11 protein-coding genes and 1 pseudogene are annotated in these 14,484 nt (G+C 41.2%); 6 read left to right on the top strand and 6 right to left on the bottom strand.

Annotation, left to right across the window (positions count from 1 at the left end):
• Positions 1-3: 3 nt before the first annotated feature.
• From V7K48_RS08915 to V7K48_RS08905, 3 genes are all read left to right on the top strand, one after another.
• A complete protein-coding gene (locus tag V7K48_RS08915; protein WP_335071555.1) occupies positions 4-1,260 on the top strand; it encodes a glycosyltransferase in 1,257 nt (418 codons plus the stop codon).
• Between the two features lie 165 nt (positions 1,261-1,425).
• Positions 1,426-1,686, top strand: a complete 261-nt coding sequence (locus V7K48_RS08910; RefSeq protein ID WP_335071554.1) for a hypothetical protein — start codon at positions 1,426-1,428, stop codon at positions 1,684-1,686.
• Positions 1,676-2,971 carry a glycosyltransferase family 4 protein gene (locus V7K48_RS08905; RefSeq protein ID WP_335071552.1) on the top strand — a complete coding sequence of 432 codons (1,296 nt, stop codon included), beginning with the start codon at positions 1,676-1,678 and terminating at the stop codon, positions 2,969-2,971. Before V7K48_RS08910 ends, V7K48_RS08905 begins: the two co-directional genes overlap by 11 nt.
• Before the next feature lie 23 nt (positions 2,972-2,994).
• Here the strand turns inward: V7K48_RS08905 and V7K48_RS08900 are convergent.
• A pseudogene (locus V7K48_RS08900) lies at positions 2,995-3,108 on the bottom strand (transposase); the annotation flags it as partial.
• Between V7K48_RS08900 and V7K48_RS08895 the strand changes: the two are divergent.
• From V7K48_RS08895 to V7K48_RS08885, 3 genes are all read left to right on the top strand, one after another.
• Positions 3,086-3,529 carry a hypothetical protein gene (locus V7K48_RS08895; RefSeq protein ID WP_335071604.1) on the top strand — a complete coding sequence of 148 codons (444 nt, stop codon included), beginning with the start codon at positions 3,086-3,088 and terminating at the stop codon, positions 3,527-3,529. The pseudogene V7K48_RS08900 and the gene V7K48_RS08895 sit on opposite strands and share 23 nt — an antisense overlap.
• Before the next feature lie 26 nt (positions 3,530-3,555).
• Positions 3,556-4,518 (top strand): glycosyltransferase family 9 protein, encoded by a 963-nt coding sequence (locus V7K48_RS08890; RefSeq protein WP_335071550.1) that lies wholly within the window; start codon positions 3,556-3,558, stop codon positions 4,516-4,518.
• An 80-nt stretch (positions 4,519-4,598) separates the two neighbouring features.
• The gene (locus V7K48_RS08885; RefSeq protein WP_335071548.1) at positions 4,599-5,768 is read left to right on the top strand and encodes a glycosyltransferase family 9 protein; all 1,170 of its coding nucleotides are present in this window, start codon (positions 4,599-4,601) and stop codon (positions 5,766-5,768) included.
• On the opposite strand, the gene V7K48_RS08880 is transcribed toward V7K48_RS08885, so the two are convergent.
• The 5 genes from V7K48_RS08880 to V7K48_RS08860 all read right to left on the bottom strand — a co-directional run bounded on the left by V7K48_RS08880 (position 5,689) and on the right by V7K48_RS08860 (position 14,366).
• Positions 5,689-6,054: a hypothetical protein gene (locus V7K48_RS08880; RefSeq protein ID WP_335071546.1), complete on the bottom strand. Its 366-nt coding sequence runs from the start codon at positions 6,052-6,054 to the stop codon at positions 5,689-5,691. The two genes, V7K48_RS08885 and V7K48_RS08880, sit on opposite strands and share 80 nt — an antisense overlap.
• 18 nt (positions 6,055-6,072) lie before the next feature.
• Positions 6,073-9,351, bottom strand: a complete 3,279-nt coding sequence (locus V7K48_RS08875) for a UvrD-helicase domain-containing protein (RefSeq protein WP_335071544.1) — start codon at positions 9,349-9,351, stop codon at positions 6,073-6,075.
• Positions 9,348-11,972: a PD-(D/E)XK nuclease family protein gene (locus V7K48_RS08870; protein ID WP_335071542.1), complete on the bottom strand. Its 2,625-nt coding sequence runs from the start codon at positions 11,970-11,972 to the stop codon at positions 9,348-9,350. Before V7K48_RS08870 ends, V7K48_RS08875 begins: the two co-directional genes overlap by 4 nt.
• A gap of 647 nt (positions 11,973-12,619) precedes the next feature.
• Positions 12,620-13,966, bottom strand: a complete 1,347-nt coding sequence (locus V7K48_RS08865; RefSeq protein ID WP_335071540.1) for a DUF58 domain-containing protein — start codon at positions 13,964-13,966, stop codon at positions 12,620-12,622.
• Between the two features lie 64 nt (positions 13,967-14,030).
• Positions 14,031-14,366: a hypothetical protein gene (locus tag V7K48_RS08860; RefSeq protein ID WP_335071538.1), complete on the bottom strand. Its 336-nt coding sequence runs from the start codon at positions 14,364-14,366 to the stop codon at positions 14,031-14,033.
• Between the last annotated feature and the right edge of the window lie 118 nt (positions 14,367-14,484).

The raw sequence follows: 14,484 nt of genomic DNA, 5'->3' as shown, positions 1-14,484 counted from the left end.
AAAATGAATTCTCTCAATATACTTCATATTAATAACTGCTTTGGCTTAGGTGGCGCATTTATTGCTGCCTACAATTTGCATCAAGGTTTATCCAGAGCCGGTATTCAATCTTTCTTTGCCTATAAAGATGAGATTGAGGGAGTGTTTCGGGAAAAAGCTAAAGATTTGAAAAATACGGTAGAGATTGTCCAAAGAAACAATCAGTTTGTCGATTTAGCGAACTCAATTGCAACACGAGTTGGCTTGAATTTCTTTGCCAATCCCTCAATTGCTGCTCTTAAACATCAAGCCTGTTATCAGAATGCTTCTTTACTCAACTTTCACACAATTCATGATGATTATTTTTCCTATCTCATGCTTCCCTCATTGACGAGAGATAAACCTGGTGTCTGTACGCTACATGATATGTGGAGTTTCACGGGACACTGTGCTTACAGTTACGACTGTTCAAAATGGCAAACTGGTTGTGGAAAATGTCCTTATCCGAATGCGTTACCTGCGATTGAACGAGATGCCACATCTCTAGAGTGGAAGTTAAAGAATTGGGCATATCAACACTCCAACTTAACGATTGTGGCTCCTAGTCGCTGGGTGGCTGAATGCGCTAAACAGAGTATGCTCAATTGTTTCCCTATTCATTACATTCCTTATGGAATTGATACAGTAGCCTATCAACCACTCGATCAACAGCAGTGTCAATCTGAACTGGGAATTCCCCAGCATAAAAAAGTTCTCATATTTGGAGCACAAGACTTGACCAATCGGCGTAAAGGTAGCGATCTATTGCTCAAAGCCCTTTCTCGCATACCTAAATCACTCAAAGCTGAAATCGTGTTGCTGACTTTTGGAGATCAAGCGAAGGCAATCTCAAATCTCGCAGAAATAGAAGTACTGCACCTTGGCTATATCAGCAGCGATCGCCTGAAAGCGGTTGCCTATTCTGCCGCCGATTTATTTCTGTTTCCAACCCGTGCTGATGTTTGCGGGTTAGTCGGTCTGGAGGCAGCAGCTTGTTGTACGCCGACAGTTGCTTTCAATGTTGGCGGTGTTCCAGATTATGTCCGTCCTGGTATCACTGGCTATTTAGCAAAACCTGAAGATACTGATGATTTCTGTAATGGGATTGTCCAACTATTAGAAGACGTTAATTTACGCGATCGTATGAATCAAAATTGCCGCAAGGTTGCGGTTGAAGAGTACTCGTTAGAGGTGCAAGCCCAACGGTACATTCAGTTGTACCAGCAAATTCTTAACCTATAGGGGTAGAAGTAACCAAACTAGCACTTCATCATATTAACTTTGTCGGGTAAACTCATTTTTATACTCATTCTCTTTTCTTTTTCTCTGCGCTCTCTGCGCCTCTGCGGTTCGTTTTTTAACCCCACAAAATTGGTGTAGCAGACTTGGGATCGAGGTTTTACGGCTATGGATGCCATGTTGCCAGCAAAACTCAAAGTAGGAGCTTCCGGCGATAAATTACATAACTTAGCAAGCATCTTAGTAGCTGCCAACCCCGATATTATATATGCAGGTTTGATGTCCCATTGGAAACAATCAGAGAAAGTTGTCATTGGTAGTTCCGAACTCAATACTGTTTTGAGCGATCGCAATTTGTGGGCAAGCTTACCAGATTTCACAGAATACATGATTTTTAGTCATCAAAGAAGTCGGAAGAATGAATCATAATTCACATAATTTAATTAGTGTATTACATCTTCATAATTCAGCAGGGACTGGTGGTGCTTTTATATCTACAGATCGCCTGCATCAAGCCTTGAAAAAATTAGGGGTTGAATCAACAGTTCTCTATAGATATTTGGAGAAGTATAGTCCAGAGAAAAATCTAAATGGCTATCTACCGTTCTCTCAAAAGAGATATTTTTTCGAGAAGTTATCTAGTAAACTTTTTAAGGAATTAGAATTGGAAGATGCTGCTAATTTTTCGGCTTTTTTCCTTAAAAATAAAGATGTTTTTCGGCGTTCATCCCTGCTGCATTTACATAATATTAATGGAGATTTTTTCTCTTATTTAGCTCTCCCTTTGCTAACAAAAGATAAACCTTGTATTTGGACACTTCATGATATGTGGAGTTTTACTGGACATTGTGCTTATAGTTATGATTGTCAGCGATGGCAGACAGGATGTGGAAAATGTCCTTACCCTGATGCTCTACCTCCAATTGAGCGAGATACAACTTCCTTACAGTGGAAACTGAAAAAATGGGCTTATAGTCACTCTAAATTAACAATTGTATGTCATAGCCTTTGGATGAAAAAACAAGTTGAGCAAAGTATGCTCAAAGATTTTCCTATCTATCATATTCCTAATGGACTTGATCTAGAAGTTTATCAGCCCCTTGATGTAAAAAATTGTCGAGGTGCTCTAGGTATTCCTCTTGACAAGAAAGTCTTGATATTTGGAGCAGAAACATTAAGTAATCCTCGCAAAGGTAGCGAGCTGCTTTTGAAAGCACTTTCTCGTTTGCCCAAATCTCTGAAAGCGAAAACTCTACTACTTACTTTTGGTAAAACTGCTAAAGCAATTTCAGAAGCTGTAGAAATACCCACACAGCATCTAGGCTATATCAACAGCGATTGGATTAAAGCGATTGCCTATTCAGCAGCTGATTTGTTTCTGTTTCCAACTCGTGCTGAGAATTTTGGTTTAGTAGCCCTCGAAAGTATGGCTTGTGGAACTCCAACGGTTAGTTTTAATATTGGTGGAGTTCCCGAATCTGTTCGTCATCTGATTACGGGTTACTTAGCTACTCCTGAAGATCCTGATGATTTTTGTCACGGAATTGTTCAGCTATTGTCAGATGAATGTTTACGCACTCAATTAAGTCAAAATGGTAGGAAGATTGCTGTGCAAGAATATTCTTTAGAACTACATACCAAACGATACTTAGATTTATATACACGATTAATAACTCCCGGTTCGCCCACTTTTTCAGGAGTTAGAGAAAAGTAATTCTGGTTCTTCAGGCACTTTTCTGGAGAATTAACAGAAAAGTGCCAGTTTAATAAACTGCGTAATCTAAAATTACTAAAGTTACGAAAGCCATACCCAACTCTTTTAATTAACTTGAGTTTATTATTAATTCCCTCTTTCGTTGCCAATCCCTCAATTGCTGCTCTTAAACATCAAGCCTGTTATCAAAATGCTTCTTTACTTAACTTTCACACAATTCATGATGATTATTTTTCCTATCTCATGCTTCCCTCATTGACGAGAGATAAACCTGGCGTCTGTATGTTACATGATATGTGGAGTTTCACGGGACACTGTGCCTACAGTTACGACTGTTCAAAATGGCAAACTGGTTGTGGAAAATGTCCTTATCCGAATGCGTTACCTGTGATTGAACAAGATGCCACATCTCTAGAGTGGAAGTTAAAGAATTGGGTATATCAACACTCCAACTTAACGATTGTGGCTCCTAGTCGCTGGGTGGCTGAATGCGCTAAACAGAGTATGCTCAATTGTTGCGATCGCAAAATCAAAAACTGCCTTTTTACTAAAAATTGAACACCTTAAATACAAAATAACCAAATATGTTCAATAACAACAGCACAAGTCAATCTATCTTCTATCCACGATTTCGAGATTCAGAAGCATTAGTTGCATCAAAATATTATACTGAAAAGTATAATTGTGACTTGGCAATACCTAGTTATCTCGGAATAGGAAGTTGTATCTGTTATACGCCATTAGTTGAAGCATTGTCCTTAAACAAAGGGCGACTTATAAAATTATTGACTGCTCCTTTGAACTACAATGAAAAGGCTCAAGAAAAAGGCTATTCAATCTGGGAGAATAACCCATATATTGAGAAAATTATCAATGCCGATGAGATAGACTCGAACATCATGGTAGAACTAACCATTGAGTCAGATAATTTTTGCCAAAGCCGTCATATCATAGAAAATATCTGTTTTGCTCATGGACTGCGCCCTCGTCAATTAAGGGGTTCTTTATTTTTATCTCAGGAAGAAATGCAGTGGGGATTAAAGACCCTTGCTCACCTCAAACGTCCCGTTGTTTGTATCTGTCCTTATGGAACTTCATCGAGTACTAAAGACTCACCTTGGCACTTAGATAATTGGCTAGAATTAGTCGATTATTTGAAAAATCAAGTAAGTTTTTTACATATTGGCAATAATGACTTTGAGCAAAAGACGTTTTCTATCTTTACACCAAAAACAACTATTAGACAAGCAATGGCTCTGATTTGGGCAAGTGATTTATATGTAGGATTTGATACTGGCCCTTCTCATATTGCCACTGCATTTCAGAAACCAACACTGGTTTTATGGGATGCTGTGAGAAAAGCTTCTTTAGAAGAAGAGAAACAGGAAGGATTTAGCATTGCCCATCTGCGTCGATGGTCTTATCCTCAAAATCAGAATCTAGTTATTATTGGTGAGAAAAACAAGGAAGTCCTTGAAGACTGCTTGGAATTTATTCTTGAACAACTTAACTCTTTTAATCGACCCAGTAAACTAATCACAAATTGATAAAACTAAGAGAATATTGGGAAAGTTGTTGTCAGGCATCATTTAAAAATAACTTGAAAAATTTATAAGAAATCCCTAATATGCAGGTTTTTGTCGATCAATCCTTACGCCCCCATCCCCATCTTGCCGTATTCGGCTCCAGCAAGGTTGGCAATTATGTAGTAACTACCCCCTTGCTGCGAGGTCTGAAAGAAAAATATCCAGATTGCACGTTGGATTTTTTTGGCAGTGACGTAACCCAAGATTTTGAACTCTATTGTCCCTACATTGATTGGCGCTTTTCTCTGTATAGTGATCGCGATGATATCTTAACGCAGTTAGCGCAAGTAGTGCATCAACGGCAACAAGTTGCAGGCTCTTACGATTTAGCGATTAATTGTGATGAATTCAGCCCCATCAACCTAGTGATGACAACTGCCCTACGTCCCCTGTATGTGACAGGAGCAGCCCTGACACGAGACTTTCAGAAAAAGCTTGATGGAGGTGAAAATGCGAATTCAATTCAACGTCTGCTCCAGGATCAAGATTGGAATAATTCTAAATTGGTCGAAAGGCATCAAGGCGTGATTCAGAGCAACTACATTGGGGAAATCTTCTGTCGTTTAGCCTATGTTGAAACCGACTTTTTCAAGCTAGAACTGCCCAGTCAACAACCTAATTTTCCTGTACCCGATGTGCTAATTCATGTGACAGCCACCCGACCAGCTAAACTCTGGCCGATTCATGCTTGGCAGCAAGTTATCCAGTGGTGTGCGGCACAAGGACTGAGTGTCGGTTTAGTGGGCAGTGCGCCAAAAATACAGAAAACGCTGTACAATGCAGGTTCTATAGAGGACGAGTTGTTACAAACTACTGCTTTGATTGATCTCAGAGGTCAGACATCTCTGTTAGAATTGGCAGGTGCATTTCTTCAAACCAAAGCCTTCATCTCAGTGGATGCAGGGCCATTGCATATTGCATCTGCGGTGGGATGCCATACAATTGCTCTGTTTGGTAATGATGTTGACGGCGATGGAGCCAGTCCAATACATTTGTGGAAACCAAGACAACCTCACGTACATCTAGCGCTTTCAACCTTCAAATGTACCTTGTGTCAGGAGCATAGTTTTAGCAATAAGTCCTGTCTTGTGCCAGACCACCCCTGTATGAGCCATCTGTCTTCTGAGCAAGTTATCGATTATCTCCAGTGCCTGCTAAAGAAACAGGACTTACGCAAAATAATGAAAAAACGAACTGCAAAGACGGGGTGAAATGAGCAGGCGCGACCTGAACTGGTCGTTTAGAACGCTGCCGTTGTGTCAACTCTAGTAACTCTCGACTTAATTCTAAGTTGACATTGATGTATCTATTATTACTAAATTCGGCAATTTCTTGAAAGTTGATTTTTTGAGTGCGATCGCATTGCCCACCGCAGGCATCACATGGAACTATAATTAGCCAATAGTACATTTCTGCCACTTGGGGAAAGTAGCTGCTAATTTTTGTGGATATTAATTCATATTCAGCAATATTTGGTTGTTCAAGCTGTGTCTTCACCTCAGACGATAACTTTGATCATGAAGAAGAATTTTCATCCTCGCTGTCTTCCTTATCTTGGCTTTCTGTATCTGCTGTCTCACCAGTTTCTTGATAACGTTCGTCACAAATTTCCTGATAGGCACAAAAGCCGCAATTAGCGTGGGAAGAATTAGCCAGGAAATTTCCATCCAAAATCTGTTGAACTAAAATTTCTGCCTCTTGACCAGTGTTTTGCAATTCCTCAATGCTAAATGAGTGCAAATAATCATGCCGCAGGTAAGCTATATGGGCATTAGTGCTTCCTGTTGCTTGTGCATAAGCCCAAAGCTGAAATCGGTGATGTTGTGGGTCTATTTCTTGGTCAGTTTTGAAATCTAGAACCCAGTCTTCTCCTAATAAATCAACAATACCGTTAAAGGTCAAGCGCCCAATATTCAAATTTACAGGCAACTCCCACTGCCCTTTTTGAAACAAGGCAAAATCTGCCACCCGATCAAATCGCTGTGCTAGCTGCAAAGCCTCATCAACATATTCTTTTGCCAAACTAACGTCAAATCCTGCTAATGTTTCTAAGTCGCGGATATCCCGTTCCAAAGCCAAGTGTGCCAAAGTTCCGACTCGCCTTGCCCTTCCAACGCCTGAGCCAATTCCTGGATGACCTTGTATAAACCGATATGCAAATTTTTTAGGACATTGAGCATATTCACTTAAAGCAGTGACAGGCAATTCAAATAAACCTGAGCCTACAGAATTAATTAATAAACTATGGGGTTCTGGTGGTAAAGGTGGTTCTGGTGGAACTGGAGGTTGTGCTAATTCTGGATTAAAAGGAATAGTATTTATACTAATTCCCGCAGCAACTAAACCAGTTGCCAGCTTAGATAGGCTACCACCAGATTCATCGGTTGCAGTCAAAATCAGTTGATCTCGCGCACGGGTTAAAGCTACATACAGTACCCGTAAACTCTCTGCTTCTTCCCTCTGTTTCCGCAAATGCTCTAAACAAACGTAAAGCACAGGCTTTTGCGTTTCACCTTGCTCATCCTCTAGCTTCAAAGCAACACCATGTGCAGGGTCAAAGTAAACTGTTTCGCTGGTATGGGGTTGGGAACGAGCTAAATCAGGAATAACTACTACTGACCATTCCAAACCTTTCGCTGCATGGATAGTCATTAAAGCCACTGCATCATTAGCTGATAAAGGTAAACGGGGTATTTTTATTTCTGCTGCTGCTAACCGCTTAAGACGACGGACTGCGGCAAACACATCACTGCTGCCATGTTCTAACTGCTGTACTAATTCTACAAAACCTCGCCAGTCAACTTCTCGCCGTGCTGCACCCGGTAAGTTAGTAATGACAGCAGTGTAAGCAGTTAGATGATTTGCTAGTTGCAGAAGGCGAGTTGGGGGTTCTAAATTGCGATCGCGCAACAGTTGACCCAATACTTGTATTGGTCGCTGTAATTCAGCAATATCAGATGATTTGAGTTTTTGCCACCAGTTAGTTTTCGATTCTTCGTCTTTTTCTGTGATCTTATTTTCCTCTTGTCTTTGAATGAAAGTAAACAGAACTTTATCACTAACTGCAAAAAACGGACTACGCAGCACTGCCACTAAAGCTAAATCGTCACTGGGATCAGCCAAAAAACGCAACAATGCCCAACCATCTTTAGCCTCTCTTGTGGCCAGTAAATTACCACCGCCAGCCAAAGCGACAGGAATTCCCACACTTTCCAAAGCTTCGCCATAAACTTCCAACGGTTCCCATGTGCGAGACAATATTGCAATATCTCCAGGCAGCATTGGACGCAGCATCTGAGTTTTTTTATCGTAAACCGGGGTTTGGTCATCTAGCATTTGTCTGAGTAGTTCCGCTATATGACAAGCTTCTACTCTTAAACGCTGAGATTTATTGATGTCTGACTCGGCTTGTACTGTATAAACTTGTACTGGTGGGTAAGAATTAGGGCAGTCTGCGCGATCAGCATCTAAATTTTGGTGTATATTACCTAGCAATGGAGCAAATATATTGTTAATATCATCCACTAGTAATTTATGAGTGCGGAAGCTAGTAGTTAAAATCTCTTCATTTCCACCACAACTGGTAATGCGATCGCGCCAACTATGAAATACTTCAACATCAGCACGGCGAAACCCATAAATTGATTGTTTAGCATCCCCGACTATAGTCAGTAAAGTATTTTGCGTAAGTAATTGTAGTATCTCCGACTGAACAGGGTTAGTATCCTGAAATTCATCGACTAAAAAAGCCTGCCACCGTTGAGCATAATAAAACTGTACTTGCTCATCTTGTAAAGCTCCCAGTGCGCCAACTTCCAAATCTGCAAAGTCCAAAACACGAGAACGGTGTTTCTCTTGATTAATATGTTTTTGTACTAAACTAAACGCTTCTTGCAGTGCTGGTAGCATAGTCTTTAACTGCTCATCAGGCACACCAAATTTTAGAGTTACTAAACCATCTTTAAGAGCTTTTTGGACTAATTCTCGTAGTGCATCGATAGTTTTTTTAACAATTTCCAAGGCTCCTTCCGGCCATTTCTTTTTACTACCAAAATTAAGTTTGAGTCCAACTATCACCAATAGCGATTCTATAATATTTTCTCCCGACTCTACAGCATTCATTGCTTGCAAAGCTGGTTGACGGGTTTCTACTTCCAAGCGATCGCTTGCTTGTCCCACATAAGTTTGTAGAGTCATGCGAACTTGTTGCCAAGTGAGATGCTGCAACAACTCACTCAGAGCTTTTGCTTGTAACTCCTGTGCCAATTGCTGCCATTTTTCAGTACCCTGTGCTAGAGCTTTCTCAGCAGCAATTGGGTCTTTAAGCAATGCCTGCAAACTTTGGGACATCAAAGAATAAGGAATTTTTTCGTAAAGCTCTACTGGCAAAGAATCCAATGCTTCATCTAACCACTGGCTTACCCAAAGAATTCCCTCCAGTTTATCTAAAACTGTAAAATCAGGTGGCACATCCGCAGCTTGGGGATGTTCCCGACAGATTCGCATTGCTAAAGCGTGGATAGTACTAATTTGAGTCGCCTCAAGTTCTGCCAATAAGTTAGAACGTTCTGGTAATTCCTGACTGACCAAAAGACGAATGCGCGATCGCAACTCCGCAGCCGCTTTTTCTGTATATGTAACTGCAACAATCTCTAAAGGTGAAAACTCACGCACCTGCAGATGATACAAGTAGCGTTTAGCAAGCATATAGGTTTTACCAGTCCCCGCACCTGCTATAACTGCAACACTACTATTGGCATAGGCTGCTCTTTGTTGTTGTTCAGTCAAACTCATAGGTTAATTCCTTTACGGCTTTGGCGGGAACCCTTACGACAAACTAAGTCATAAGGGCAATACTGGCAGGCATTTTGATCAACATCCGGTGAAACAGGGTAATATCCTGTTTGCAAGTAAGTTTTTATTTTTTGGGCGATCACTTCTAGTGTTTCTTGGCTTGGTTGTTTCTTAGGAAGCTTTTTGCCCTTGGTTAGAGAATAATAATAAGCTTCATGTACTGTTTCCCCAGGAAATAAAGTTGTACTAGCGAAGTGAATATATAGAGGTAGTTGAATATCTACATTAGCTTTACCAGATTCATCTTTAATCCCCTTTGGTACTTGAGAACTGGTTTTGTAATCTAATAAAACTAAACCTTGGGGAGTGCGGTCTATTCTATCAATTACACCTTTAATATTTAAGCCATGCCATTCTCCACTAAACTCTTTCTCTACATGGAAAAACTCTGCCTCTGATTGACGAAAATCAGGTTGCACACAAGCACGCTCTAAAACTTTTAAATGTTCTATTCTTCGAGCTTCCCAGGCTGACAAGACAGGTAACTGTAAATCTTGTTCTGCTTGTACAAAAGCTGATTGTAAATTCTCTGTAATTCTGTTTAGATTTGAAGTATTTAATAAAGCTAGTTCCAAGCTACGGTGATAGAGAGAACCTCTTAATCCTGAACTTAATTCTTCTTCAGCTTCTTCCAACTCTGCCAATTTTAAAACTTTATTAGCAAACCATTTAAAGGGACATTGGCCCAAAGCAGTTAGTTGAGATGCACTAAATACTCGTCTATCCGGGTCTAATGGCAGACCAATTACTCCATCGTACTCATCATAAGTGTCTGCTCCTTCTCTTCGTTTTTCCACATTCCAAGCATGAAATGCCTGTGGTAAAACATCATCGTCTGCTAAAATCTCACGTCGAAGATAAATTTGTCGTGCCTCTTCTAAGCTGGCAACAGGTAAAGGTGGAGGTTGCACAACTTCCAATCTCAATCGGGACAAGTAAGGGCTGGGTAAAGTGGCTTCCTTACCAATCATCTGCGGGTAAGAAAAAGTCAAGCTTTGGGTAGGAGTTTGTAGTAAAGCATAGAATGAAATTACTTCTCTTCGCGCTGCTTGTGCCGCATCCTCAAACTCAAACCCCTGTTGGCGTAGTAGTTTACGTTCATAGAAATCTAATATTGGATCATCTTGTACTAGCGCTGGTAAAATTCCTTCAACTGCACCTAAGATAAAAACGTGCTGAAATTTTGCTCCAAATAAGGAAAGGGGTGTATGTAATTCCACACCTCCTCTACCAGGTTGAGCAGGCACAGTCACCAGTGCTAAACTGCCCATCACATCCGCAGCAAATTCTCCGAAAGTGATGACCTCCTCTTCTGGTTTTGACAAGTCCACCAGCACTTCCTGAAATTCATAATAAGCAACAATCTCCCTAGCCCAACCTCCTGCACCTTGACGCAAGTTAAACTTATTCAATACATCTTGCATCCGTTCTACCCAATTAGCGCGAGTATCTTCGTACTGCCAATCGAGCAGGGAAAGGTTAATGCCCAAACTTTGCCATGCCAAAAGGTCAGATGGATGATGTTTACGAGCTTCTTGCCAAACTTGGGCAGACAAAAAAGAACACAAGGGATGCCTAAGCAATCTGGCAGTTAACTCAAAGGAAAATTTTTCTTGGATAACTTCCAATAGTAACTGCACCCAAGCTCCCAGCCTAGTGGCGTTCAACGGTACTCCATAAAGAGCGCGTACTGGTAATTTGTACTCGTAAGCTACATCTAACACTGACGGGCCATAGAGTCTATCATCCCTAGCTACAAGTACAATTTCATTTGCTGGCGTTCCTTGGCTGAGAAGATTTTTTACCTGGGCTAACGTGCCGCGTACCTCTGATTCAAGGTGTGGATAAATGTAGGCTTTGACATCAGGAGGAACTATTGTTGCATTAAGGAAACAATCTTGCAGTTGCTCGCCTAGTGAAAGAGTACTTTCTTCCAAGACTTGTACTTCCCAGCCTTTCTGCTGTAACCATTCCACAGCTTTTTGAGTATCTACAAAGGTGCTAGACTCTGGACAAGGCAATACCATCACACTGTCATCATCTGCGATCGCATTTAAAAAGTTAAGTTGGTCAGTGCATGGATGAAAGTAACCATAAATTAAAACTGGTTGACGTTTGGTAATAAAATCACTAGCCTGCCACAGAACTTCAGCAGGATCTATCATGCCCCTTTCTTTGAGCAAACTTACGTATGTTTGAGCTAAAAGAGCTAGTTTTTGAGTACGATTATTATTAACAGCAGCAAGTGATTCTGGATTGATTCCGGCACGCAATATAGCTTTGACCGCAGAAGACAGAGCGCGTGTAGTTCCTTCAACATCAGATGTTTGAATAACTGTACCTACTGCTGTATGCAGCAAGCGTGATGCGATTAGTATTGGTGCAACTCGAATACCTGCTTTTAGCAGACTTTGTTTTCCCAAAGTTTCTAAGCTTTGGTGTGGTACTTTTAATGCTCGTTCTGCAAGTGAAGTTGGGGTAATTACCTTAAGAGAGGGATATTTAGCTAAGTGCTGGATTAAATAGTTATGAGGTAGGCTGAAGTCAACAAGTCGCTTCATTTAATTGTGGTTGCCAATTTTTGAGGTTTAGTTTTGGCTTCCCTATCATGAAAGTCCATCTTCCTTGAGTTATAACCTCAGTACTCATAACTGTCTATACATCTCATACTGAATTACGAGATGCGATCGCAACCAAAAACCTCATAACACATCAATAATAGGAACAATCTTGCTTGCGATCGCTATGCCTGAGATTATTTTTTATGATCAGGGTCACAGAGGAATGGACGCAAGCTAAAGAAAGAGTACTACATATCGTCTCGAATATCCTAATTGTCCTAGAGCATTGTAACGACGAGCTATTTTACCAAGGAGTAGAAAAGGGCAAAGGGTTCATAAATAAAGAAAGTACGATCATAAGCCTCATCCCTTACAAAAATAGGTTAAAACCTTTGCCTATTAAGCTTTCCAAAAGTTGTACAACTTTTTTATTTGTTTTTAGATGTTAGTATGATGAAATTGTACAACTTTCTTTTTTCAAAATTTCTGAGTAGCTAACGATATAATAATGCTTGTAGGCGCTTAAATTGTACAACTTTTTTATATTTTTACAAAGATGCCCACCCCACAAGAATCATCCCTTGATTCAGCAATACCGTATTTTGCTATTTTCAGCACCTCGCATTCAATTTATCAATGCAACGCTACTAAAGTTGATTCCGCGCTTTAAGTTGCAGATATCGCTCAACTAACTGATCGGCAATTTGATTTGCTGGCGCATCTAATACCAATACACCTTTTTGTTTCAACTGGGCAAATGCTACTTGTCGTTGCATTAATGAATCGAGTGCCACTGCACGGGCATAAGCATCTGTAACATCATCTGTGAAGGTGTGTGCCAGACGATCAACTTGCGAATCTCGCAGAGTCACGCAAAATGGCAGATAGCGGGGTGCTAGCTTGGAGAGGGCAGCGAGGAGTTCTGTAGAGGCGGTAATATCAACTAAGTCGGTAATCACCACCACCAGCGCCCTGCGAGTTTGACGCTGCAAAACATTTGTCACCGCTCCCAAATAATCAGATTCAAATAATACTGGTTGAATTGGAGTCAGGCGATCAATTAGCTGATTCAAATGATGTTGACCGCGTTCTGGGGGAATCCACGTATGTATCTGGCGGTCAAATACACCAATACCTACGCGATCGCCTCGGTGTAACCCCGCCAAAGCTAAGGACAAAGTTGCATTCAAACCCCAGTCAAACCGCTGCAAACTTTGCACTTTTGCTGTCATCAACCGTCCACGATCAAGCAATATAAGTAATGTTTGTTCCTGTTCTGGTTCCAGAACCCTCACCAGTGGCATTGCATTACCATAGGCTCCAACCCGACGGGCGGTAGCTTTCCAATCAATAAACCGCAAATCGTCACCAGTGCGATAGTTCCGCAGTTCGGCAAACTCTGTACCAATACCAGTTTGGCGAGATTGGCGCATTGATCCTGATGATTGCAGTGTCAGCCGAATTGTGAGCGATCGCAACCCCACTAAATCAGGATAAACTTTCACTGGCAGACTTTGGGGAATTTGCCAATCATCCCAAGCTAATCCCCAAAGTCCCAGCTGTCGGACTTGAATATTTCCCCAAGGAAACTCTCCGCGCTGTGTTGGGTTGACAGTATACGTCAATTCCTGGGTGCTGTTACTCTCAACAATAGCCTGGAGTGCGGGTGCAGATACGCCAAACCCTGTTGGGTAGTAATCGCAGATTTCAATTAGGGCGTTAGCATTTGGCGATGTTACTTTTAAGATCACTGGATTATCTCGCCCAATCGATAATCGTGACGGTAATTCGCGGGTAATTTGCACGCGAGAACGCCGCACCCGTAAACCATCTATAGCCATCAATCCTAGAATGATAGCATCAAATAACAAAGTGATGGCGATCGTTGCTCTAATACTGAGAAAAAGGGATAGGATCGGGGCTGCTGCTACGCCCATCGTAGACATCACTATACCCAAAACTAACAATAAATAAACTCGTCTGGAAGGAACCATTTTTGAGAGTGAGAATTTAGGAGAATGACGATCAGCTTAACCTACGTCATTATGGGCAAAGCGGTTAAAGAGCAAGTCTAGGGCAATGTCGGTAGCTGTCAAATTGCGGTTTTGCATGGCATTTGGGAATTAAAAAGCTTAATAGCAATCCTAAATTATTTATTACTACTCCGTACATCGGAGGGGTTGTCAAAGGCATCGCCCTTGGCGGGTACTTTATACGTAGGCGTAGCCAGCCTTCTCTACCACACACTCCGCGTAGCTTGCTTCCACGTTCGCGGAGCGTTCCGTAGGAAAGTGATACGGTATCGCCTAATAAAATTATCACAATTATGTCGCAATCAGTTGTGCTGTCGCCTTCACAAAATCCACCTATAAATAAATAGAGATGATCGCTCAAGGTTTGCCTATGTCCATTGAAAATTATTTGAATGAGGCGATCGCACTACCTCCAAAACATGGTGTCATCGGTGTTTCTCTTCTACTGACTGGTGATAAATAGGTTCTACGGTATCACG

The sequence above is a fragment of the Nostoc sp. genome (genome assembly GCF_036919615.1).
Lineage (GTDB): Bacteria > Cyanobacteriota > Cyanobacteriia > Cyanobacteriales > Nostocaceae > Nostoc.
The sequence above is the reverse complement of the archived record's forward strand: the minus strand, read 5'-3'. Positions and strand labels throughout refer to the sequence as shown.

Coding starts and splice junctions, on each gene's coding strand:
- V7K48_RS08915 (WP_335071555.1), top strand. CDS start 4: ATGAATTCTCTCAATATACTTCATATTAATAACTGCTTTGGCTTAGGT.
- V7K48_RS08910 (WP_335071554.1), top strand. CDS start 1,426: ATGGATGCCATGTTGCCAGCAAAACTCAAAGTAGGAGCTTCCGGCGAT.
- V7K48_RS08905 (WP_335071552.1), top strand. CDS start 1,676: ATGAATCATAATTCACATAATTTAATTAGTGTATTACATCTTCATAAT.
- V7K48_RS08890 (WP_335071550.1), top strand. CDS start 3,556: ATGTTCAATAACAACAGCACAAGTCAATCTATCTTCTATCCACGATTT.
- V7K48_RS08885 (WP_335071548.1), top strand. CDS start 4,599: ATGCAGGTTTTTGTCGATCAATCCTTACGCCCCCATCCCCATCTTGCC.
- V7K48_RS08875 (WP_335071544.1), bottom strand. CDS start 9,351: ATGAGTTTGACTGAACAACAACAAAGAGCAGCCTATGCCAATAGTAGT.
- V7K48_RS08870 (WP_335071542.1), bottom strand. CDS start 11,972: ATGAAGCGACTTGTTGACTTCAGCCTACCTCATAACTATTTAATCCAG.
- V7K48_RS08865 (WP_335071540.1), bottom strand. CDS start 13,966: ATGGTTCCTTCCAGACGAGTTTATTTATTGTTAGTTTTGGGTATAGTG.